22 protein-coding genes are annotated in these 21,235 nt (G+C 38.8%); 20 read left to right on the top strand and 2 right to left on the bottom strand.

The window, feature by feature from the left end; all coding sequences use genetic code 11:
• Positions 1 to 10 precede the first annotated feature (10 nt).
• The 8 genes from JL53_RS10240 to JL53_RS10205 all read left to right on the top strand — a co-directional run bounded on the left by JL53_RS10240 (position 11) and on the right by JL53_RS10205 (position 5,522).
• Positions 11 to 775: a dihydroorotate dehydrogenase electron transfer subunit gene (locus JL53_RS10240; RefSeq protein ID WP_003720152.1), complete on the top strand. Its 765-nt coding sequence runs from the start codon at positions 11 to 13 to the stop codon at positions 773 to 775.
• Positions 772 to 1,686, top strand: a complete 915-nt coding sequence (locus JL53_RS10235) for a dihydroorotate dehydrogenase (RefSeq protein ID WP_003748440.1) — start codon at positions 772 to 774, stop codon at positions 1,684 to 1,686. The genes JL53_RS10240 and JL53_RS10235 overlap by 4 nt, the downstream gene beginning before the upstream one ends.
• On the top strand, positions 1,683 to 2,384 hold the full coding sequence (gene pyrF / locus JL53_RS10230) for an orotidine-5'-phosphate decarboxylase (RefSeq protein WP_003720150.1): 702 nt from the start codon (positions 1,683 to 1,685) through the stop codon (positions 2,382 to 2,384). The genes JL53_RS10235 and pyrF overlap by 4 nt, the downstream gene beginning before the upstream one ends.
• On the top strand, positions 2,381 to 3,010 hold the full coding sequence (pyrE, locus tag JL53_RS10225; RefSeq protein WP_003720149.1) for an orotate phosphoribosyltransferase: 630 nt from the start codon (positions 2,381 to 2,383) through the stop codon (positions 3,008 to 3,010). Before pyrF ends, pyrE begins: the two co-directional genes overlap by 4 nt.
• Positions 3,011 to 3,209: 199 nt before the next feature.
• Positions 3,210 to 3,494 carry a DUF3130 family protein gene (locus JL53_RS10220; RefSeq protein ID WP_038407552.1) on the top strand — a complete coding sequence of 95 codons (285 nt, stop codon included), beginning with the start codon at positions 3,210 to 3,212 and terminating at the stop codon, positions 3,492 to 3,494.
• The gene (locus JL53_RS10215; RefSeq protein WP_003720148.1) at positions 3,495 to 3,818 is read left to right on the top strand and encodes a hypothetical protein; all 324 of its coding nucleotides are present in this window, start codon (positions 3,495 to 3,497) and stop codon (positions 3,816 to 3,818) included.
• Positions 3,819 to 3,859: 41 nt separating this feature from the next.
• Positions 3,860 to 5,293, top strand: a complete 1,434-nt coding sequence (locus JL53_RS10210; RefSeq protein WP_038407551.1) for a T7SS effector LXG polymorphic toxin — start codon at positions 3,860 to 3,862, stop codon at positions 5,291 to 5,293.
• Positions 5,294 to 5,297: 4 nt separating this feature from the next.
• Entirely contained in the window at positions 5,298 to 5,522 is a 225-nt protein-coding gene (locus tag JL53_RS10205) for an Imm74 family immunity protein (protein WP_003720147.1), read from the top strand.
• 338 nt (positions 5,523 to 5,860) lie between these two features.
• Here JL53_RS10205 and JL53_RS10200 read toward each other — a convergent pair whose 3' ends face one another.
• The gene (locus tag JL53_RS10200; protein WP_038407550.1) at positions 5,861 to 6,460 is read right to left on the bottom strand and encodes a short chain dehydrogenase; all 600 of its coding nucleotides are present in this window, start codon (positions 6,458 to 6,460) and stop codon (positions 5,861 to 5,863) included.
• 87 nt (positions 6,461 to 6,547) lie between these two features.
• Positions 6,548 to 8,260, bottom strand: coding sequence for an Rqc2 family fibronectin-binding protein FbpA (gene fbpA / locus JL53_RS10195; protein ID WP_038407549.1), 1,713 nt, complete (start codon positions 8,258 to 8,260; stop codon positions 6,548 to 6,550).
• Between the two features lie 156 nt (positions 8,261 to 8,416).
• Here fbpA and JL53_RS10190 point away from each other — a divergent pair, with 156 nt between their 5' ends.
• The 12 genes from JL53_RS10190 (at position 8,417) to JL53_RS10135 (ending at position 21,174) form a co-directional block, all read left to right on the top strand.
• Positions 8,417 to 9,292, top strand: coding sequence for a YicC/YloC family endoribonuclease (locus JL53_RS10190; RefSeq protein ID WP_038407548.1), 876 nt, complete (start codon positions 8,417 to 8,419; stop codon positions 9,290 to 9,292).
• An 18-nt stretch (positions 9,293 to 9,310) separates the two neighbouring features.
• Positions 9,311 to 9,928 carry a guanylate kinase gene (gene gmk / locus JL53_RS10185; RefSeq protein WP_014093170.1) on the top strand — a complete coding sequence of 206 codons (618 nt, stop codon included), beginning with the start codon at positions 9,311 to 9,313 and terminating at the stop codon, positions 9,926 to 9,928.
• Positions 9,928 to 10,131 (top strand): DNA-directed RNA polymerase subunit omega, encoded by a 204-nt coding sequence (gene rpoZ, locus JL53_RS10180; RefSeq protein ID WP_003720141.1) that lies wholly within the window; start codon positions 9,928 to 9,930, stop codon positions 10,129 to 10,131. Before gmk ends, rpoZ begins: the two co-directional genes overlap by 1 nt.
• Before the next feature lie 152 nt (positions 10,132 to 10,283).
• Positions 10,284 to 11,483, top strand: a complete 1,200-nt coding sequence (coaBC, locus tag JL53_RS10175) for a bifunctional phosphopantothenoylcysteine decarboxylase/phosphopantothenate--cysteine ligase CoaBC (RefSeq protein WP_077916422.1) — start codon at positions 10,284 to 10,286, stop codon at positions 11,481 to 11,483.
• Positions 11,484 to 11,487: 4 nt separating this feature from the next.
• Positions 11,488 to 13,881: a primosomal protein N' gene (priA, locus tag JL53_RS10170; RefSeq protein WP_038407546.1), complete on the top strand. Its 2,394-nt coding sequence runs from the start codon at positions 11,488 to 11,490 to the stop codon at positions 13,879 to 13,881.
• Between the two features lie 14 nt (positions 13,882 to 13,895).
• Entirely contained in the window at positions 13,896 to 14,834 is a 939-nt protein-coding gene (fmt, locus tag JL53_RS10165) for a methionyl-tRNA formyltransferase (protein WP_038407545.1), read from the top strand.
• Positions 14,835 to 16,175: a 16S rRNA (cytosine(967)-C(5))-methyltransferase RsmB gene (gene rsmB / locus JL53_RS10160; protein WP_003720137.1), complete on the top strand. Its 1,341-nt coding sequence runs from the start codon at positions 14,835 to 14,837 to the stop codon at positions 16,173 to 16,175.
• A gap of 14 nt (positions 16,176 to 16,189) precedes the next feature.
• A complete protein-coding gene (locus JL53_RS10155) occupies positions 16,190 to 16,948 on the top strand; it encodes a Stp1/IreP family PP2C-type Ser/Thr phosphatase (protein ID WP_003720136.1) in 759 nt (252 codons plus the stop codon).
• Complete coding sequence (gene pknB, locus JL53_RS10150) at positions 16,945 to 18,912, top strand: Stk1 family PASTA domain-containing Ser/Thr kinase (protein WP_038407544.1); 1,968 nt, start codon at positions 16,945 to 16,947, stop codon at positions 18,910 to 18,912. The genes JL53_RS10155 and pknB overlap by 4 nt, the downstream gene beginning before the upstream one ends.
• Positions 18,913 to 18,931: 19 nt before the next feature.
• On the top strand, positions 18,932 to 19,807 hold the full coding sequence (gene rsgA, locus JL53_RS10145) for a ribosome small subunit-dependent GTPase A (protein ID WP_003720134.1): 876 nt from the start codon (positions 18,932 to 18,934) through the stop codon (positions 19,805 to 19,807).
• Positions 19,808 to 19,809: 2 nt separating this feature from the next.
• Positions 19,810 to 20,466, top strand: coding sequence for a ribulose-phosphate 3-epimerase (rpe, locus tag JL53_RS10140; protein WP_003720133.1), 657 nt, complete (start codon positions 19,810 to 19,812; stop codon positions 20,464 to 20,466).
• Between the two features lie 63 nt (positions 20,467 to 20,529).
• Positions 20,530 to 21,174 (top strand): thiamine diphosphokinase, encoded by a 645-nt coding sequence (locus JL53_RS10135; RefSeq protein WP_038407543.1) that lies wholly within the window; start codon positions 20,530 to 20,532, stop codon positions 21,172 to 21,174.
• Positions 21,175 to 21,235: the final 61 nt, after the last annotated feature.

The raw sequence follows: 21,235 nt of genomic DNA, 5'->3' as shown, positions 1-21,235 counted from the left end.
GGGTGGAACCGTGTTACAGACGGAAATGAAAGTCATTCAGCAAACCGAAATTGCAGATAAAGTATACGAATTAATTTTAACAGGGGAATGTGTGGCGGATATGTCACCGGGACAGTTTTTGATGCTCAAGCCAAGTCGTGCTGATTTACTCATGAGACGACCAATCAGCATTTGTTCCTATGATAAAGCTGCTGAAACTTGCATTTTACTATACCGCGTAGAAGGAGACGGGACCAAGGATTTCAGCCAGTTAGCAGCGGGAGATTCTATCAATGTACTTGGACCACTTGGAAAAGGTTTTGATATAAGTGCCTCTCCAACTGCGAAAACTGCCCTTTTAATTGGGGGTGGTATCGGGGTTCCGCCTATGTACCAACTTGGAAAAGAATTAGCTGAAAAAGGCATAAAAGTTACGTTTGTAAACGGGTTCCAATCTGCGAAAGATAGTTTTTACGAAACCGAAATGGGCAAATATGGCAAAGTGCATATTGCGACAGTAGACGGAACAGCTGGTACACAAGGATTTGTCACAGATATCACAAAAGATTTCACCGAAGAACCAGATGTGATTTACAGTTGCGGACCAAAAGCTATGCTCCAAGCTGTGAAGATGAGTTTTCCAGAAACGAAAACCTACCTTTCTTTAGAAGAACGAATGGCTTGTGGAATTGGCGCTTGTTATGCTTGCGTTTGTCCAAAGTCAAAAGATCCTGAAGGGCAATTTAAAGTATGCGAAGATGGTCCAGTATTTCGCGCAGATGAGGTGACATTATGAACCCCTTAGCAGTAGAAATTCCCGGTTTATCACTCAAAAATCCGATTATGCCTGCATCTGGCTGTTTTGGCTTCGGGCAAGAATATAGTAAATACTATGATTTAAATGAACTAGGCGCTATCATGGCAAAAGCAGTCACACCAGAACCAAGACGTGGAAATCCAACCCCAAGAGTAGCTGAAACCGCGAGTGGAATGCTCAATGCAATCGGTTTGCAAAATCCAGGATTAGAACATGTTTTAGCGCATGAACTACCATTTTTGGAACAATTTGACACACCGATTATTGCAAATGTAGCAGGAGCAACGGAAGAAGATTATGTTAAAGTGTGCGCTCGAATTGGTGAATCAAAAGCGGTTAAAGCGATTGAGTTAAATATCTCTTGTCCGAATGTTAAACACGGAGGAATTGCTTTTGGCACAGATCCAGAAGTAGCCCATCGTTTGACGAAAGCAGTCAAAGCGGTCGCTAGTGTTCCGGTGTATGTTAAATTATCGCCAAATGTTGCGGATATCGTATCAATAGCTCAAGCAATCGAATCAGCTGGTGCAGATGGGCTTACGATGATTAACACATTACTTGGTATGCGAATAGATTTAAAGACACGAAAACCAATCATTGCGAATGGAACTGGAGGACTTTCTGGACCAGCCATAAAACCAGTGGCCATTCGGATGATTCACCAAGTACGAGCAGTAAGTAATATCCCGATTATCGGCATGGGTGGCGTACAAACAGTAGATGATGTTTTAGAATTCCTTATTGCAGGCGCTGATGCTGTGGCAGTTGGAACGATGAATTTCACCGACCCATTTATCTGTCCAAAACTAATCGCCGAACTACCAAATCGCATGGAGGAACTTAACATTTCTTCCTTACAACAACTCAAAAAGGAGCGAGAAAATCAATGAATAAACCAATTATCGCGCTAGATTTCCAAACATATCAAGAAGTAGAAACTTTTTTAGCTAAATTTTCCGGCGAAACTTTATCCGTAAAAGTCGGTATGGAACTTTTTTACAGCAATGGTCCGATGATTGTGGAGAAAATCAAACAACAAAACCACGAAATTTTTCTTGATTTAAAACTCCACGATATTCCTAACACAGTCAAAAGCGCAATGACAGGCTTAGCAAAAATGGGCGTAGATATGGTCAATGTTCATGCTGCGGGCGGGAAAAAAATGATGGAATATGCGCGTGAAGGTTTAGAAATTGGTACGCCAACTGGCAAACGTCCGCTCCTTATTGCAGTGACACAACTAACAAGTACAAGTGAAGCAGACATGCACGAGGAACAACTAGTGAAAGCGAGTTTGCTGGAATCAGTCATTCATTACAGTGATTTGACGAAACAAGCTGGGCTAGACGGTGTAGTTTGTTCCGCCCTAGAAGCAGAAGAAATCAAACTACGTAATGGCGCTGACTTTCTACGTGTCACCCCAGGAATTCGGTTAGCAAGTGATGCGGCAGATGATCAAATTCGTGTCGTAACCCCGGAGAAAGCGCGTTTGATTGGCTCATCTCATATTGTTGTTGGTCGGTCGATTACTCGAGCAGCAGATCCAGTAGCAGCTTATAGTCAAGTATTAAAGGAGTGGAACGCATGAGCATTGAAAAACAAGTAGCAGAGCAATTATTAGAAATTAAAGCCGTCTTTTTAAAACCAAACGACCCATTCACTTGGGCTTCGGGCATTAAATCGCCTATCTATTGCGATAATCGGCTAACACTCGGTTTTCCAAAAGTTCGTCAGTTTATTGCGGCAGCACTTGCGGAGAAAATAAAAGAAGATTTTGGTGACGTGGATGTAATCGCCGGAACAGCAACAGCAGGGATTCCTCATGCTGCTTGGGTCAGTGATTTACTAGATTTACCAATGGTCTACGTTCGTTCTAAAGCGAAAGAACACGGCAAAGGCAATCAAATCGAAGGCCCTATTTCCAAAGGTCAAAAAGTAGTCGTAATAGAAGATTTGATTTCTACTGGCGGAAGTTCCCTAAAAGCAGTCGAAGCATTAGAAGAAGCCGGAGCAGAAGTACTTGGCATCGCAGCAATCTTTACATATGGATTAGATAAAGGGAAAAAGCTGCTTGCAGAATCTGATGCGAAGCTAGTTACACTTACGAATTACGATGAATTAATCGAAGTAGCACTGACTAAAAATTATGTATCAAAAGAAGACATGCAAACATTAAAAGAATGGAAACAAAACCCAGAAGCTTGGGGTAAATAAGCAAAACACACTAAAATTCAGTATAAAAATTGGAAAGTAAATAAGCTGGAATCATTGTATAAAATCATTTTAAAAATGGAATATACAAGATTTCTGCTTATTTTTCATTTTATGCGTTTTTTACTTTCCAATTAGTGATACAATACACATAACATAACATAACATAACATAACATAACATAACTAAATGAGGTGAAATCATGACAACCGTCAAGATAAACGAACAAACTCTAGACAAACATGCTGGAAAAATAGAGAGTAGCATGGAATCAATGGAGTACTTACCCATGAAGGATGGTAACATGTCGTATACGCAAAGTAATTCGGTAGATAATTATAGACATGCTTTACTTGACTTTCTAGAGTCTGTAGAAGCATTTCAAGGCATTGTACAAACAGATGCTAAGCGTATTAGTAAAATTGGTAAGTCAATGGCAGCAACAGATAAAAAAGCTGCGCAAGAAATATCGAAAGGGATGAACTAATTGGAAAAAGAAATGGCAGAAAAGACCGTAACTATCCAACAATTAGAAAGAAAAAAACGAACAATGGAAGATGAAATCTATCAATGGAAGCAAAGAAGGTGTCAACTAGAAGATATAGAATCAGATTTGGCAAGACTACAGCTGGTGGAACAAGAACTAATAACACTGTCTTCAGATGCTTGGTCCGGAAACTATGGCCAAAGTATAGCTGGAAATATGGAAGGACAACAGCTAGAGCAGCAACGGGTTTTAAAAAAAGAAATTCATACATTGAAAGAAGTGGCGATTCAACAAGAATCGAATACTAAAAAATCTATAATGTAGGTGGAAAAAGAACAGCAAATATTGCGTAAAGAGGTATATCAATGACACGAATTGATATAGCAGAAGTACAACAATTTGCCCACGGAATAAAAGTAAATAATCAGGAAGCAAAAGAACATATTCAAAAAACGCAAATAGCTATTCAAAACTTTGTTAATGATCAAAGCATTACAGGACAAGCAATTAGTAGTGCAAAAGTTTATTTTAGTGCCGCTTATTTTTCCCTATGCCAATCTATTATACAAGCACTAAATGTGAGTGAACATTCGTTGCAACAATATATAATTGATTTTCATGACCAAGTAGATGCTTCTCCTAACGCCAAACTAGATATGAATAATTTAATGGTATTAGAAGACAAAATAGAAAAATATGAAAGTGAAAAAGACCGATTGTTAGCTGAAATCAGCAATGTATCAAATGCGATTAATGGTGCACTAGGTGGTTCGGGTCAACAAGATTCTTTGAAAATTAGAGGGCTGAACGCAGATATTACAGAAGCTCATAAAAAAGAACGAATCCTAGAAAAATACATGGATTTTGAACGAAGTCATGTAGGGTTTTCTGATGAATTAAGTGATTTAGCATATGCAATCCAACGTACTGTAGCTGATATTAAACAAAATCTAACTTTCAATGATAAAACAGGATTGTTTGATGTGAACGATTTACATATTGATCGATTCAAAAAATTGCATGAGTTGTATGCCAAACAAAAAGAAATAGATGATAAAGTGAAGGAATTAGAATCTATTGGGCTTACCCCATACATTCCTTCAGGCAATACAGCTGGCTTTATTTTAAATCAGGATGGGACATTAAATACAGATGCAACGTTAAATCAAGTCAATAATCAAATAATATATTGGCAAAATGAAACCGGAATGCGTGAACTTTTTGGAATTGGAGCCTTTTATCGTGCTATATATGGGACTGATTATGTTTCTGGAGAAGATATCAGTAGGGGACGAAGGTTCTTTGACGGAATGTCTGTTACAGCGATATATAGTGCGCCATATGGTATAACGATGGGGCTGAAAACTAATATTCCAACAACCAATATTAAGCTTATAAATGATTTGAATGAATTATCACCTTTATTAAAAACTAATTCAGACGAAGCCTTTTTCTGGTCAGGAAGAACAAATGGTATTGGTGGTGCTGATGCTGCTGAAAAAATTGCAACTTCAAAAAATGGAGTAACGTTAGAGTCTACAATAAAAAACAAAGGTATTAAAATGCCAGAATGGAATTTTGATAACCCTAAAACTATTATAGACTGGGAAGGTGTTTCAGAAATCTATGCTAGTCAGGTCACTGGAGAAGTACGTGCAGTAGTTGGAAGTGAATTACGAAAAGGGAATATTTGGGAAAATGTTGAATTACCGAGGCTAAAAGCTAATCCAAACGTAACTAAGATAACAACTGTTGATCCAGTAACTCAAAAAGAAAAAATAATTTTTGAAAGGAAGTAAGTAAATGAAAATTACCGGAACTAGTTCTTATATTGAAATCGAGTGGGGGGACAGAGTAGTTTTTGTTGAGGGAGAAATGGTAGTAGGTGGTTTTGTTGCATATAAATCTAGCATGCGATGGAAAGAGCCGTTTGAAAATGAAGAACTGGGTGCAACACAAAAAGATAAAATTATACAAGCTGTTATAGATAAAACGAAAGCATCGTATATGATTATTACTTTTGAATAACTAGAAAGAGTTCTTTTCGAAATCACAGGGTTCAAAAAGGCATACTGGTTATCTAAATACTATGAATGTAAGGATTACTTTTCCTTTCCTCATTGCACAAATTTTACGTGAACGAAAAAAGTTGAATCTAATACTTCAAAAAAACAGCTCTTGGGAGTATTTTAAATCCTATATAGATAAAAGGATGAAGGACACTAAATCGAAGAGAATATACCGAAAAACCAGTCGAACTATGCAACCCTCTTTTATTTCAACAAAAAACTAGCAGCGAAAATCTGTTTGTTCGATTTTCACTGCTGGTTTCTATTTTTAAGACCTATATTCCAAGTTTTTGGTTATCAATAAACCCGATAACTTTCCCCATTTTGAGCACCAAACACACTTTTCTCAAAAGCGCGGGCAACACGTTCGGCTGGAACAGGATTAAAACCTTGGAAAAATGGTTCCAGTCTATCCCAAGATTCTTCTAAAACATTAGGACTAACCGTATTAATCCGGAGTCCACGAGGCATTTCGATTGCTGCTGATTTCGCAAAAGCAGTAACCGCACCATTTGCCATTGCAGCAGAAGCGCCTTGGACAATGGGATCTTCCATCATAATTCCTGTTGTAAGCGTAAAGCTACCGTTATCATTTAACGAATTAATTCCGAGTAAAACAAGATTAATTTGACCACCCAATTTGCTACTTATCGTAACAGCATTTTTTTCTGGTGTTAATTCCGTTAATGGGGAAAAAGTGGCACTACCAGTTGCAGAAACAATCGCATCGACTTTGCCAACTTGCGTATACATTTTTTTAATACTATCCACACTCGTAATATCGACTGTTACATCGCCACTATGTCTTCCAGCAGTTATTACATCTGCTTTTTTCTCCAAACGTTCCTTCACCGCAGAACCAAGCGTACCAGAAGCACCAATTAATAAAATTTTCATTTGCTTATCATCCTTTCAAGTAAAAAGTAAAGTCAGTATAACATTTACCCTTAAAAAAGGAATAAAAACGGCTCCAACAAAGAACCGCTAATTTTTCAATGCTAAAATAAGCTTTTCATCTGGTGTGACAAAATAAGTCGTTTGGTTATCATAAATCACATAACCAGGTTTGGCGCCGTTTGGTTTTTTGACATGTTTGACTAGAGTTCCGTCAACTGGGACTGTAGCTGAGAGACGGGCTTTGGAATAGTAAGCCGCAATCATTGCAGCCTCGGTAATAGAAGTCTCATCTGGTGCATTCGACTGAATTACGACATGTGAGCCCGGTAAGTCTTTTACATGGAACCAAAAATCATTATTTCGCGCTAATTTATTCGTTAAATAGTCATTTTGCTTATTATTTTTTCCAACTAAAATAGATAATCCAGTCGAAGAAGTATATTTCTCTGGAGCCGGTAAAGTCGCTTTTTTACGGCTACCTTTTTTCTGTTTATAACGAAGATAGCCTTGTTCAGCCAGTTCTTGGCGGATTTCTTCTACATCTTGCGGACCGGATGTTTCTAGTTGCGATTCAACCGATTCCAAATAAGTGATTTCTTCTTTTGTCAGCGCAATCTGTTCTTTTACTACTTCGACAGCATTTCGCAGCTTTTGGTAACGGCTAAAATAGCTTTGCGCGTTGGCAGAAGGAGATTTCCGATTATCAAGCGGGATCGTCACTTTTTTCATCTCATCATAAAAATTCTCGACTGTAATCTCGTTCATACCTCGCTCCATCAAATGAAGATTGGCCGTTAATAGCTCACCTTGAACGCGGTAAACATCTGCTTTTTCCGTTTCGAGTAGTGTGTTCTCGAGTTTTTCGATTTTCAGTCTGCTTCGAGCGAGTTCATTCGACAAGAGTTTTTCCAAATCGTGTGCAAATTGGTGCACACGGTCTCGTCTTGCTTTTCCAATATAAAAATGGTCTAAAAGCGCGCTTAAACTGGCAAATTCGGTTGGTTCTGCATCAATGTGGCGTAGCGAGAAGAAATAGTAATCTTCTTTATTAGAAACACGCCATTCAACTGGAACGGCCGAATGTCCTACATGCTGATTTACAAGGGCCATTACTTCAAAAAAAGCAGCAACAAGCGAATCAGCCGTTAGATTACCAGCCCGAAAAGCAATTTCTCGAGCGAGCAGTGGACTAAAACCAGCAAAATTTTGGACGAGTTGTTTCTCGATTTTGCCAGCTGGAAAATCAAGTCTAGCTAGTAGTTGTTCACCAGTCACTTCGAATGGATTTAATTTATCTGTAGCAGGCGGCAAAATGTAAGTCGCACCTGGTAAAAGCGTCCGGTAACTATTTTGCGCCGGAGTAACATGTTTAATGCAGTCAACAATCACATTTTTTGCGCGGTCCACCAGTGTGATATTACTATGCCGTCCCATGATTTCAACAAACAAATCACAAAAACGATTTTCGCCGATATCATCTTTGCCACGAATACTAAATCGCAAAATCCGTTCATTTGGAAGTTGCGTAATGGATTCGATAATTGCACCTTCAAGATATTTTCTAAGCAACATACAAAACATCGGTGGTTGCGAAGGATTTTCTGGAATATCGTCGGTCCACTGAATTCTTGCATAGCTGGGATGCGAAGAAATGAGTAGCCGTTTATTTTCACGGTTTTTTCGGATATATAAAACAAGTTCATGCGAAAACGGTTGGTGGATTTTCATAATTCGACCACTTTCGCCGTGTTCTGCAAGTTCTTCCGTCATTGATTTTAAAAACATCGCATCAAACGCCATTAGTTATTCATTCCTTTATGAGTTAGTTACTTTCTATTTTAACATACATTCCGAAAATGTATTGTATGCGGGGGGGAGCTTTGGTATAATAAGAAGTCAGAACAAATTTCAAGTAAACTTAGAGGGAACTTTAAGCAATGAAAGGTGTCTTGCCAAATGGTGAAAAGCATGACGGGATTTGGGCGTGCAACGAAAGAATTTGAAGCGTTCAAAGTAACCATTGAATTAAAAGCAGTCAACCATCGCTATTCCGAGTGTTTGTTTCGGATGCCAAAACAACTCGCCTATTTAGAAGGAAAACTAAAAAAGATCATTAATAAGCAAATTAAACGTGGTCGAATGGAATGTTTCTTTTCTATTACCGGAGAGCAACTTGCCAAACGCGAATTACATATTGATTGGGACCTTGCAGATAGCTATTACCGTTTTATCAAACAAGCAAGCGCTAGATACGAATTAGCTGAACTGCCGAAAATGAGAGACTTACTTCAAGAACAAGCCTACCTTTCGATTGAGGAAGAAGTAGATGCGAGCAGTGAATTAGAACGATTAGTTATCGAAACACTCACTCGAGCAACCGAACGACTTGATGAAATGAGAAGTATGGAAGGTGCAGAGTTGTTGCTTTATTTTAAACAACATCTCGCTACCCTTGAAAAAAGTTTAGCCATCATTCAAGCAGAAATCCCCGTTTTAGAAAAATACTACCAAGAAAAAATAGAAAACCGGCTCCAAAACATAGTCGGTGAAAACGTTGATCAATCAATCGTTCTAACTGAAGTAGCACTTTTACTAGAAAAAGCAGATATCAATGAAGAAGTAGAACGAACAAAGAGCCACTTGAAGCAATTTTATGGTATCATCTTACTGGAAGAGCCAATTGGCCGGAAATTAGATTTTCTTATCCAAGAAATGAATCGTGAAATTAATACAATCGGATCAAAAGCAAATTCGCTTCGAATCACCGAACAAGTCGTGGAAATGAAAACAACACTAGAAAAAATTCGCGAACAAGTGCAAAATGTCGAATGATGTCGAGGAGGGAAAATGATGACAGAAAGAGGACTATTAATCGTGCTATCAGGTCCATCAGGTGTGGGAAAAGGAACTGTCCGGGAAGCTGTTTTTAAAGACCCAGAAACAAGTTTTGATTACTCTATCTCGATGACAACACGTCTTCCTCGTGAAGGGGAACAAGACGGGGTCGATTATTATTTTCGTTCACGAGAAGTGTTCGAACAAGCTATTTCAGACGGAAAAATGTTAGAATATGCAGAGTATGTCGGGAATTATTACGGCACTCCGCTTGAATATGTCGAGGAAAAACTACAAGCAGGTACTGATATTTTTCTCGAAATTGAAGTGCAAGGAGCAATGCAAGTTCGAAAAGCAATGCCAGAAGGGATTTTTATTTTCTTAACTCCGCCAGATTTATCCGAACTAAAAAACCGGATTATCGGCCGCGGAACAGAATCAATGGATGTGGTGGAAGAACGAATGGAAACCGCAAAAAAAGAAATCGAAATGATGGCATCGTATGATTATGCTGTAGTAAACGATGTGGTAGACAAAGCCGTTCAAAAAATCAAAGGCATTGTTGAAACAGAACACTTAAAAACCGAGCGAGTAATTCATCGCTACAAAAAAATGTTGGAGGGATTACAATGATGTTATATCCATCAATTGATAATTTATTGCTAAAAATTGACTCAAAATACTCGCTAGTTACAGTTGCCGCTAAACGCGCACGCTACATGCAACTAGAAAATGATAAAGGCGTACTTCCGAGTTATGAGTCTGACAAATTTGTTGGGAAAGCACTAGAAGAAATTCACGCTGGTAAATTAGTTCTAAAAAATGACGACAAATAAGACTAACTGCTCCGCTTCATTGCGGGGCTTTTTCTTTATAGGAATTTATTTAAGAAAGTAAGTAATTCTAGCTTCTTGATAGTTTTGTCGCGCCTTGATTTAAGGTATAATGAAGTGAATGATTTTTTTATATTAAAATGAGGTGACTTATTATGCAAGGAAAAAATATCTTACTCGCAGTGTCTGGTGGCATTGCTGTTTATAAAGCAGTCGCACTTACAAGTAAATTAACACAAGCAGGCGCAAACGTAAAAGTCATGATGACCGAGCACGCTCAAGAATTCGTACCGCCGCTTTCTTTTCAAGTATTATCAAAAAATGATGTATATACCGATACCTTTGACGAAAAAAAATCAAGTGTTGTTGCCCATATTGATTTAGCTGACTGGGCGGATTTAGTTATCGTCGCACCAGCAACAGCAAACGTCATTGGCAAAATGGCAAATGGTATTGCTGATGATATGATCACTACGACACTTCTTGCCACAGAGGCACCTGTATGGGTAGCTCCCGCGATGAACGTTCATATGATTCAACATCCAGCCGTGATTCGTAATATTAACCGCCTTTATCAAGATGGTGTTCGTTTTATTGAACCAGAAGAAGGCTATCTTGCGTGTGGTTACGTTGGCCGCGGTCGTTTAGAAGAACCAGAAAAAATCGTTTTACGAATTGCTGAATTTTTTCAAGAAGATAAGGATTTACTACGCGGTGAAAAAGTTCTGATTACAGCTGGAGCGACACAAGAAAAACTGGATCCGGTACGTTATTTCACCAACCACTCAACTGGCAAAATGGGATTCGCTATCGCTGAAGTTGCCGCAAGACAAGGTGCCGAGGTTACTTTAGTCACAACGAGCAAAACGCTTCCTGTACCCCTGAATGTTCAAGTGGAATATGTCGAATCAGCCGAAGAAATGTACCTTGCAGTCAAGAAAAATCAAGCTAGTCAATCCGTTTTTGTGATGACAGCTGCTGTCGCTGATTACACACCAGCCAAAGTTTCTGAACAAAAAATAAAAAAACAACCAGGTGATTTCACGATTGAAATGAAGCGAACAAAAGATATTTTACTCGAAGTTGGTCAAAATAAAACCGAAAATCAAGTTGTCATCGGTTTTGCGGCGGAAACAGAAAATCTTAAAGCCAACGCACGGAAAAAATTAACAACTAAAAATGCCGATATAATTGTCGCAAATAATGTTAGTCAACCAGGTGCAGGTTTCTCGTTAGACACAAATATCGTCACACTCTACCGAAAAGATGGCACAAATGAAGCACTACCATTACTTGATAAAAAGAAAGTTGCCGAACATATCGTTCAAGAAGCCGCTAACCTTTTAAGGAAGTGAACTAATGATTAACATAGCAAAAGTTATTGTGGATGTTCCAGCCATGCAAGTGGACCGTCCGTTTGATTACTTTATTCCAGAAGATTTAGAAGAGCTTATTAGACCAGGAATGCGCGTTAGTGTTCCTTTTGGGAATCGTAAAATACAAGGCTTTGTCACAGAACTTGGTGAAACAGAAGAAAATCCTAAGCTAAAAGGTATCGACGGGGTAATGGATTTAGCGCCAGTTTTAAATGGGGAGTTAATGGAGCTTGGTGACTGGTTGGCTGAAGACACACTTAGTTTTCGAGTGTCGGCCTATCAAGCTATGTTACCAGCTGCATTACGGGCAAAGTACGAAAAATACTTTCTACGGCTAGACGAGGAAAACACCGAATTAGTGCAGCTATTTGAAGGTTATGAAACGCTTGACTGGAAGGTAGCTGAAGCACGTAACTTATTAAAATCACTTGGCAAATGGGTCCGAGAGGGCAGCGTAGAAGTTGTCTACCAAGTGAAAAATAAAACGACGAATAAAAAAATCCGAATGATTAACTCCTTAAAATCCCCTCACGAACTAATGGAACTAATAGAAAACATGCCGAAAAATGCTAAAGCGCAAACACGTGTGCTAGCTTTTTTCCAAATATTTGAAGGAACAGAGATTTCTGCTGCTGAATTAAAAAAACAAGCAGAAACATCCGAAGCAACTATCAAAAAACTTGCTGAACAAGGAATTATTTCTATCCAGGAAAAGATCGTTTCGCGCGATCCATATAAGCACCACCATTTTGAAAAAAGTGAAGCATTGACGCTTTTACCTGACCAACAAACGGCTTGTGAGAAAATTATCGAAGCCAAAAAACAAGAAACTTTTTTAATTCATGGGGTTACTGGTAGTGGAAAAACCGAAATTTACTTACAAACTATCGAAGCAAAATTAAAAGAAGGAAAAGAAGCCATCGTGTTAGTTCCGGAAATTTCTCTTACACCACAAATGGTAGAACGATTCAAAAGTCGGTTTGGAAGTGAAGTAGCTGTCCTTCATAGCGCACTTTCTTCCGGAGAAAAATACGATGAATGGCGCAAAATTGAACGAAAAGAAGCTCGAGTAGTTGTTGGGGCTCGTTCCGCTGTCTTTGCTCCATTTGAAAACTTAGGCATTATTATCATTGATGAAGAACATGAAGCTAGTTATAAACAAGAAGATAATCCACGTTACCATGCGCGCGATGTAGCGATTTGGCGTGCGATGAAATATCAGTGCCCGGTTGTTCTCGGAAGCGCCACCCCGTCTCTTGAATCTTTTGCACGGGCCAAAAAAGGTGTCTACACACTTATCGAACTACCAAGCCGAGTAAACGATAGAGCAATGCCAGAAGTAAGTGTGGTCGACATGCGAGAAGAGTTGCGCAAAGAAAACCGTACCGAATTTTCCACGGAACTACTGGAAAAAATTAAAGATCGCATCGCAAAAAAAGAACAAACGGTACTCATGCTCAACCGCCGTGGTTATTCTTCGTTTGTGATGTGCCGTGATTGTGGGTACGTAGTTGAATGCCCAAACTGCGATATTTCACAAACGTATCACCAAGCAAGTAACAAAATGAAGTGTCATTACTGTGGCCATGAAGAACCTGTCCCACAAAAATGTCCAAGCTGTGAGGGCGAACACATTCGCTACTTCGGAACCGGTACACAAAAAGTAGAAGAAAGTCTAACCAAACTCATTCCCGAAGCGCGAGTGATTCGAATGGACGTTGACACTACCAGGACAAAAGGCGCCCATGAAAAATTGCTGCGGAGCTTCCGTAATCATGAAGCAGATATTTTGCTCGGTACACAAATGATTGCCAAAGGACTAGATTTTCCAGATATTACTTTAGTGGGAGTTTTAAATGCAGATACGATGCTTCATTTACCAGACTTCCGAGCCTCCGAACGAACTTTCCAACTGCTGACACAAGTAAGTGGACGAGCTGGGAGACATGAAAGAACAGGTGAAGTAGTTGTTCAAAGCTATAACCCCGAACATTACAGTATTGAATTTGCGAAAAAACACGATTTCATTGGTTTTTATCATCATGAAATGCAACTCAGAAAAATGGGTGCATATCCGCCATTTTACTATTTAACAATGATTAACGTTAGTGATGAAAATGAAATGAAAGCTATCCGTACAATTCAAGAAATGGTCAATTTTCTGCGCGGGAAATTAGGTCCGGAAGCAGTGATTCTTGGTCCAGTTCCAAGCACAATTGCCCGTATTAAAAATAAATACCGTTATCAGTGTATTATTAAATATAAAATTGAACCAAATTTAAAACAAGAGCTAAAAACCTTAATAACCCATTACCAAAAAGACCAACAAAAAGGGTTAACCATTAACATCGACGTACAACCTTATGTATTAATGTAAAAAGGAGCAAACTAATGACAAAAATTATTTTTATGGGGACACCAGCATTTTCTGTTCCGATTTTAGAACAATTAGCCAAAGAATATGACGTCGTTGCTGTTGTGACACAGCCGGATCGTCCAGTTGGCAGGAAACGAATTTTGACACCGCCACCTGTTAAAAAAATCGCGCTAGAGCTTGGAATACCAGTTTATCAACCAGAGAAGCTAAGGACTTCAAGCGAATTAACTGAATTAATTGCGCTTCAAGCCGATTTACTTGTAACAGCAGCTTACGGTCAAATTTTACCAAATGAACTGTTAGAATCACCCAAACACGGTTCTATCAATGTCCACGCTTCGTTATTGCCAGAATACCGCGGTGGGGCACCTGTTCACTATGCGCTGCTTGATGGCAAAAAAGAAACTGGTGTAACGATCATGTATATGGTTGAAAAGTTAGACGCTGGTGACATGATTAGTCAACGTAAAATCCCGATTACGGATGAAGATAATACTGGCACGATGTTTAATAAATTAAGCGAGTTAGGTTCAGAGCTACTAATAGACACGCTACCAGACTTCTTAGCAGGGAAAATTACAGCAATACCTCAAGATCCAAGTAAAGTCACCTTTGCAAGAAATATTTCAAGAGAACAAGAGAAAATTGATTGGGCTCGTCCTGGACGAGAAATCTTTAATCAAATTCGCGGTCTTTCTCCGTGGCCAGTTGCTTACACTACACTCGAAGGAACTCCTTTTAAAATCTGGGAAGCAGCACATGAAGCAACAAAAACTGCTGGAGATCCAGGAACAATAATAACGGATAAAACTACTTTAAAAATAATCACTGGTGACGGTACGCTACTTGTACCAACCGTGATTCAACCAGCTGGAAAACCGAAAATGGATGTGCATTCTTTCATGTCTGGTGCTGGCAGAAATTTAAGCAAAACGACAAGGTTTGGTGAATAAATGAAGAAACAAAAAACAGTCCGTGAGATTGCCTTAGAACTGATAATAAAAATCGAAAATAATCAATCATATAGCCATTTATTAATCAATGACGCGCTAAAAAAACAAAAACTAAATCCACTTGATAAAGGGCTTCTAACAGAATTAGTTTATGGAACAACACAGCGCAAAATAACATTAGATTACTATTTAGCACCATTTTTAAATAAAGAGCCAGATAATTGGGTAAAAAATTTACTAAGAATGTCCGTATATCAATTAACATTTCTCGACAAAGTTCCAGAACATGCGATTTTAAACGAGGCAGGAGATATTGCAAAAGATTTAGGTCATCAAGGCGTGACGAAATTTGTGAATGGTGTTTTAAGAAATGTGATTCGTAAAGGGGTGCCGAGTATTGACTTAATTGAAGATCCAGTGAAAAAAATTGCCGTGGAAACAAGTCTTCCATATTGGCTAGCGAGACGTTGGGCAGAGCAATACGGAATAGAGCAACTTCGTGAAATTGGTATGGCTTTCCTAGTTGCCCCACATCAAAGTATTCGTGTTAACCAAACCGAAATCAGAACGGAACAACTAATAAAAGAATTGAATGACCAAGGAATCACTGTTACTCGCAATGAGTTTATTGATGAAGCTTTAATCGTGGAAAAGGGCTCAGTTGCTGAAACAAAAGCATACAAAGACGGCAAATGTAGCATCCAAGACGAAAGCTCCATGCTTGCGGCATATGCGCTTCAATTGGAAGATAATTTAACTGTACTTGATGCTTGTGCAGCACCAGGTGGGAAAACGACACATATTGCTGAAAAAATGCACGGCACTGGAATGGTTCATGCGCTGGATATCCATGAAAAGAAAACAAAATTGATTGATCAAGCAGCAAAACGTTTACAACTTTTAAATATTCGTACCGCGCATTTAGATGCTAGAACAGCAAGCACGATGTTCGAACCAGAAACTTTTGACCGGATTTTAGTCGATGCACCTTGCTCTGGCTTTGGCGTACTTCGCAGAAAACCGGATATTAAATATGCAAAAACCGAAAAAGATATCCACAAATTAGCGGAAATTCAATTGGCCATTTTAGATGATGTTAGCCAATTAGTAAAAGAAAATGGTATATTAGTCTATAGTACGTGTACCATTGATAAGGAAGAAAATGAAACAGTCTTGCGTGCTTTCTTAGAGAAACATCCAGAATTCAGGCTTGAACCAGTAGCTCTTCCAGCAAAATTGGCACATATCAAGAAGGATGATTTTGTACAACTTTTACCAACAGATATTGGAAGCGATGGTTTCTTCGTTTCTAGTCTAAGAAAAGTTAGTCCTGAAAAATAGTGAGGTGCGTTTAAATGCATGCAGAATTTAGAACAGATAGAGGTAGGATCAGAAATCATAATGAAGATAACGGTGGTGTTTTTGAAAACAAAGATGGCCAGTCGATAGTAATTGTAGCAGACGGAATGGGTGGTCACCGAGCAGGCGATGTAGCAAGCGAAATGGCTGTACGTTTACTTAGTGATGCGTGGAAAAAAACAACGGCCCTTCTAACTGCTGAAGAGATTGAAGCCTGGCTACGGCAGACTATTCAAGAAGTGAATAAACAAATTGTCCTTTATGCAGAAAGCGAAATAGATTTGAATGGGATGGGAACAACCCTTGTTACAGCAATAATGGCACAGTCCCAAGTAGTTATTGCTAATGTTGGTGACAGTCGTGGCTACTTACTCCAAAACAATACGATGCGTCAACTAACCGAAGATCATTCTCTTGTGCACGAACTGCTTAGAACTGGTGAAATCAGCAAAGAAGATGCTATGAATCATCCACGGAAAAACATTCTTTTACGTGCGCTTGGTGTGGAAGGTAAAGTAGAAGTAGATACTTTCGTCGTTCCGTTTCAAACAAGTGATACTTTATTACTTTGTTCAGATGGTTTAACGAACATGGTTCCTGAAGCTGAAATGGAAGAAATTTTAAAAAGTAAACGAACTATTTCTGAAAAAGCGGATGTATTTATTACAAAAGCCAATTCTTATGGGGGAGAAGATAATATTACTGTATTGTTAGTGGAACGAAATCTTACGCAGAAAGGGAGGAACGCTTCATGATGATTGGTAAACGTCTAAATGATCGATATAAAATCTTACATGCTATAGGCGGCGGTGGAATGGCCAATGTTTATCTTGCTCATGATATTATTCTAGACCGTGACGTTGCAGTAAAGATTTTACGCATTGATTTAGCAGATGAAAGTAATCTTATACGCCGTTTTCAACGAGAAGCGCAATCTGCAACAAGTTTAGTTCACCCTAATATAGTCAGTGTCTATGATGTTGGTGAAGAAAATGACTTGCACTATATCGTTATGGAGCATGTCGATGGAATGGACTTAAAACAATACATCCACGAAAACCACCCAATTAGCTACGAAAAAGCAGTCGATATTATGCTGCAAATCGTTTCCGCAGTGGCTGTCGCGCATCAACACCATATTATTCACCGCGATTTGAAACCGCAAAATATCTTAATTGACCATGATGGTGTCGTGAAAATTACTGATTTTGGGATTGCGATGGCGCTTTCTGAAACCTCTATTACCCAAACGAATTCTCTTCTTGGCTCTGTCCACTACTTATCACCAGAACAAGCTCGTGGCGGGATGGCAACGCAAAAATCAGATATTTATTCACTCGGAATCGTTTTATATGAATTACTTACAGGAAAAGTACCGTTTGACGGAGAATCAGCTGTATCCATTGCGATTAAGCATTTACAAGCAGATATTCCTTCCGCAAGAACACAAAATCCAGAAATCCCTCAAAGCTTAGAAAATATCATCATTAAAGCAACTGCAAAAGATCCATTTCTCCGTTACCAAAATGCCGAAGAAATGGAAAAAGACTTACAAACTTGCTTAAATAAAGACCGTCTTAATGAACCAAAATATGTTTTCAAAGCAGATGATGGTGATACAAAAACTATCCCAATCATTGCAACAAAAGAAGCGATGCAAAATTCAGATAATACCATTGTCCCTAAAGGAAAAGTGGCCGCAGAAGAAGTAACGGAAGAAGATAAAAAAGGCAAGAAAAAGAAAAAAATGAGTAAGAAAAAGAAAATTGCTTGGATTGTTTTTTCAGTAATTATCGCCTTTATTATCGCTATCTTATTACTTTGGATGCTCGGTAAAGGACCAGAAGAAATTGCTGTACCAGATGTTTCAGGGAAGACGGAAGACCAAGCCATTGCCTTGCTTCAAAAAGATGGTTTTGTCATTGGTAAAACCGCTGAAAAAAATAGCGATGATGTAGAAGAAGGAAAAGTGATTAATACGGACCCTGATGCTGGTGAAATGAAAGAAAAAGGAACCAAAGTAAACTTGTTCGTAAGTATCGGTTCTAAAAAAATCACGATGGATGACTACACTGGTCGAAGTTATGATGATACAAAAGAATTACTAGAAGAACAAGGCTTTAATAATATTTCGTCCGAAGAGGCTTATAGTTCTGATGTAGATAAAGGAATGATTATTAGCCAAACACCATCAGCAGGAACGAATGTCGTAGCGAAATCGACGGATGTAAAATTTGTCGTAAGTAAAGGCGCAGAACCAATTACCTTGAAAGATCTTCGCGGATATACTAAAACAGCCGTGGAAGATTATGCGTCACCTCTTGGACTTAAAGTATCCAGCTCGGAAGAAAACTCTGATTCAGTTGAAAAAGGACAAGTTATTTCGCAGTCCCCTTCATCTGGAACCACGATGAATCCAGGCGATACGATTGAAATAGTTATCTCTGCCGGACCGAAAGAAAAAGCAGTTAAAGAAGTAACAAAAACATTTAATATTTCCTATACACCAAGTGATGAAGAAAATCCAGAGCCACAACATATTCAAATCTATATTCAAGATAAGGATCATAGTATGACAAGTGCTTACCGTGAAATGGATATTAGCCAAAATACATCGGTAGAAGTCACTTTCCAAATAGAAGAAGGTACGAGCGGTGGCTATAAAATTATTAGTGATGATAAAGTAATCGATGAAGGTACGGTTCCATATCCAAACTAATAAAGAGAACGGAGGGAATGTGCTGGAAGGACAAATTATCAAAGCATTGAGTGGATTTTACTATGTTTTCTCAGAAGGAAAAGTATACCAATGTCGAGCACGAGGGAATTTTAGGAAACGAAATATTTCACCACTTGTAGGTGATGACGTCGAGTTCCAAATTGAAAATAAAACAGATGGTTACATTTTAGATGTGATGTCACGGGAAAATGCATTAGTTCGTCCTCCCGTGGCCAATATTGATGTGGCAATTTTAGTATTTTCTGCAGTTGAACCGGATTTCTCGACCAATTTAGCAGATAGATTCCTCGTTGCTATCGAAAAAGAAGACATCCAACCTGTTATTTGCATCAGCAAAATGGATTTAACAACCGAAGCAGAAAAAGAACAAATTGCCCTTTATAAAGAAGTTTATGAAACGATTGGCTATGAAGTTTTTGAAACCAATCAAGAACCAGATAAAGAAGCGATTAAAGACTATATTAGTGGGAAAACTGCTGTTATAGCCGGTCAATCAGGCGTTGGGAAATCTACCCTTTTAAACAGCTTAAATAGCGACCTAACTTTAAAGACGGCCGAAATCTCCACTTCACTCGGTCGCGGGAAACATACAACCAGACATGTAGAGCTTATGCCAATTGGAGACGGATTTGTTGCCGATACACCTGGCTTTAGCTCGATTGAATGGGATGATTTGCAGCCAGAAACATTACAATTTTGTTTTCCAGAAATAGAAGATAGACGTAGTGGTTGTAAATTCCGTGGTTGTTTGCATGACAACGAACCTAACTGCGCCGTGAAAACAGCTGTAGAAGCTAATGAAATAGCAGATTTTCGTTATCAACACTATATCCAAATTTTACAAGAATTAAAAAACAGAAAGCCGAGGTATTAAAAATGGGAAAAATAGCTCCTTCGATTTTAAGTGCAGACTTTGCGAATCTTGCAAGAGATATAAAAGAAGTAGAAAATTGCGGCGCGGATTATATCCATGTTGATGTAATGGATGGTCATTTTGTTCCAAATATTACATTTGGTCCTGCTGTAGTAAAGGCGATTCGACCAGAAACAAAACTACCACTCGATGTTCACTTAATGATTGAAAATCCGGATATGTATATTCCTGAATTTGCGAAAGCTGGCGCGGATTATATTACTGTTCATGTGGAGGCCTGTACTCACTTGCACCGCACATTGCAACTGATTCGCACGTACGGAGTAAAAGCTGGAGCTGTTCTTAATCCAGCGACGCCAATTGATGTTTTACAACACGTTTTAAATGAACTAGATATGGTTTTATTTATGACTGTGAACCCAGGATTTGGCGGACAAAAATTCATTCCCGAGGTTCTAGAAAAAATTACTGCTTTCAAACAAATTATCGACGAAAAAGAGTTAGATATCGAAATAGAAGTAGATGGTGGAGTAGACCATGAAACAGCCAAACTTTGCCGGGATGCAGGAGCGAATGTTTTTGTAGCTGGAAGTTATATTTATGGGAATAAAAATCGTCAAAGTCCGATTGATAAATTACGTGCTGTTGTAGGAGAATAAACGGGGAGGCTGGGACTAAACAAATGTTCCAGCCTTATTTGTCATAAAAGAAGGGGATTAGATATGAAGATTATAAATATCATGGTTGGTGGACCAGCGTCAGAGTTACCCGATTTAGAACCATATACAAATCGCGAAATCGACTGGATTGGTGTGGACCGTGGTGCGAAACGTTTATTAGATAGAGGAATCACACCAACCATAGCATTGGGGGATTTTGATTCCCTCACTAAAGAAGAATTAGCCGATTTAAAAACGAAAGTAACGCACGTTCTTGAGTTTCCAGCCGAAAAAGATGAAACAGATACCGAAATTGGCCTAAGTTGGGCAATGGATCAAAATCCAGATAAAATACGTATCTTTGGGGCAACTGGTGGTCGGTTGGATCATTTACTAGCTAATTTGATGATGCTCACTAAACCACGCTTTCAAGCAGCCGTGCCTGCTGTAGAGATGATTGACCGCTATAACTATATTAAAATGTACAGACCAGGAAGCTACACGATTGAAAAATTACCAGATAAAAAATATGTCGCTTTCACAACGATGCAAGATGTTACCGGACTTACATTAAATGGTTTTGTTTATCCACTCGAAAATGCTACTTACCCGGTAGGCTCTGCACTTTCTAGTAATGAATTTTTGGATCAAACAGGAGAGTTTTCGTTTACTAGTGGAATGATCTTACTGACTCAAAGCAATGATTAATATAAATACAAATGCTCATTGTAGTACGCCCTCTAAAGTTAGACCAAATGCCGACCAGAGA

It is taken from the genome of Listeria ivanovii subsp. londoniensis, assembly GCF_000763495.1.
Classification (GTDB): Bacteria; Bacillota; Bacilli; order Lactobacillales; family Listeriaceae; genus Listeria; species Listeria londoniensis.
This window is presented reverse-complemented; position numbering and strand designations above follow the sequence as displayed.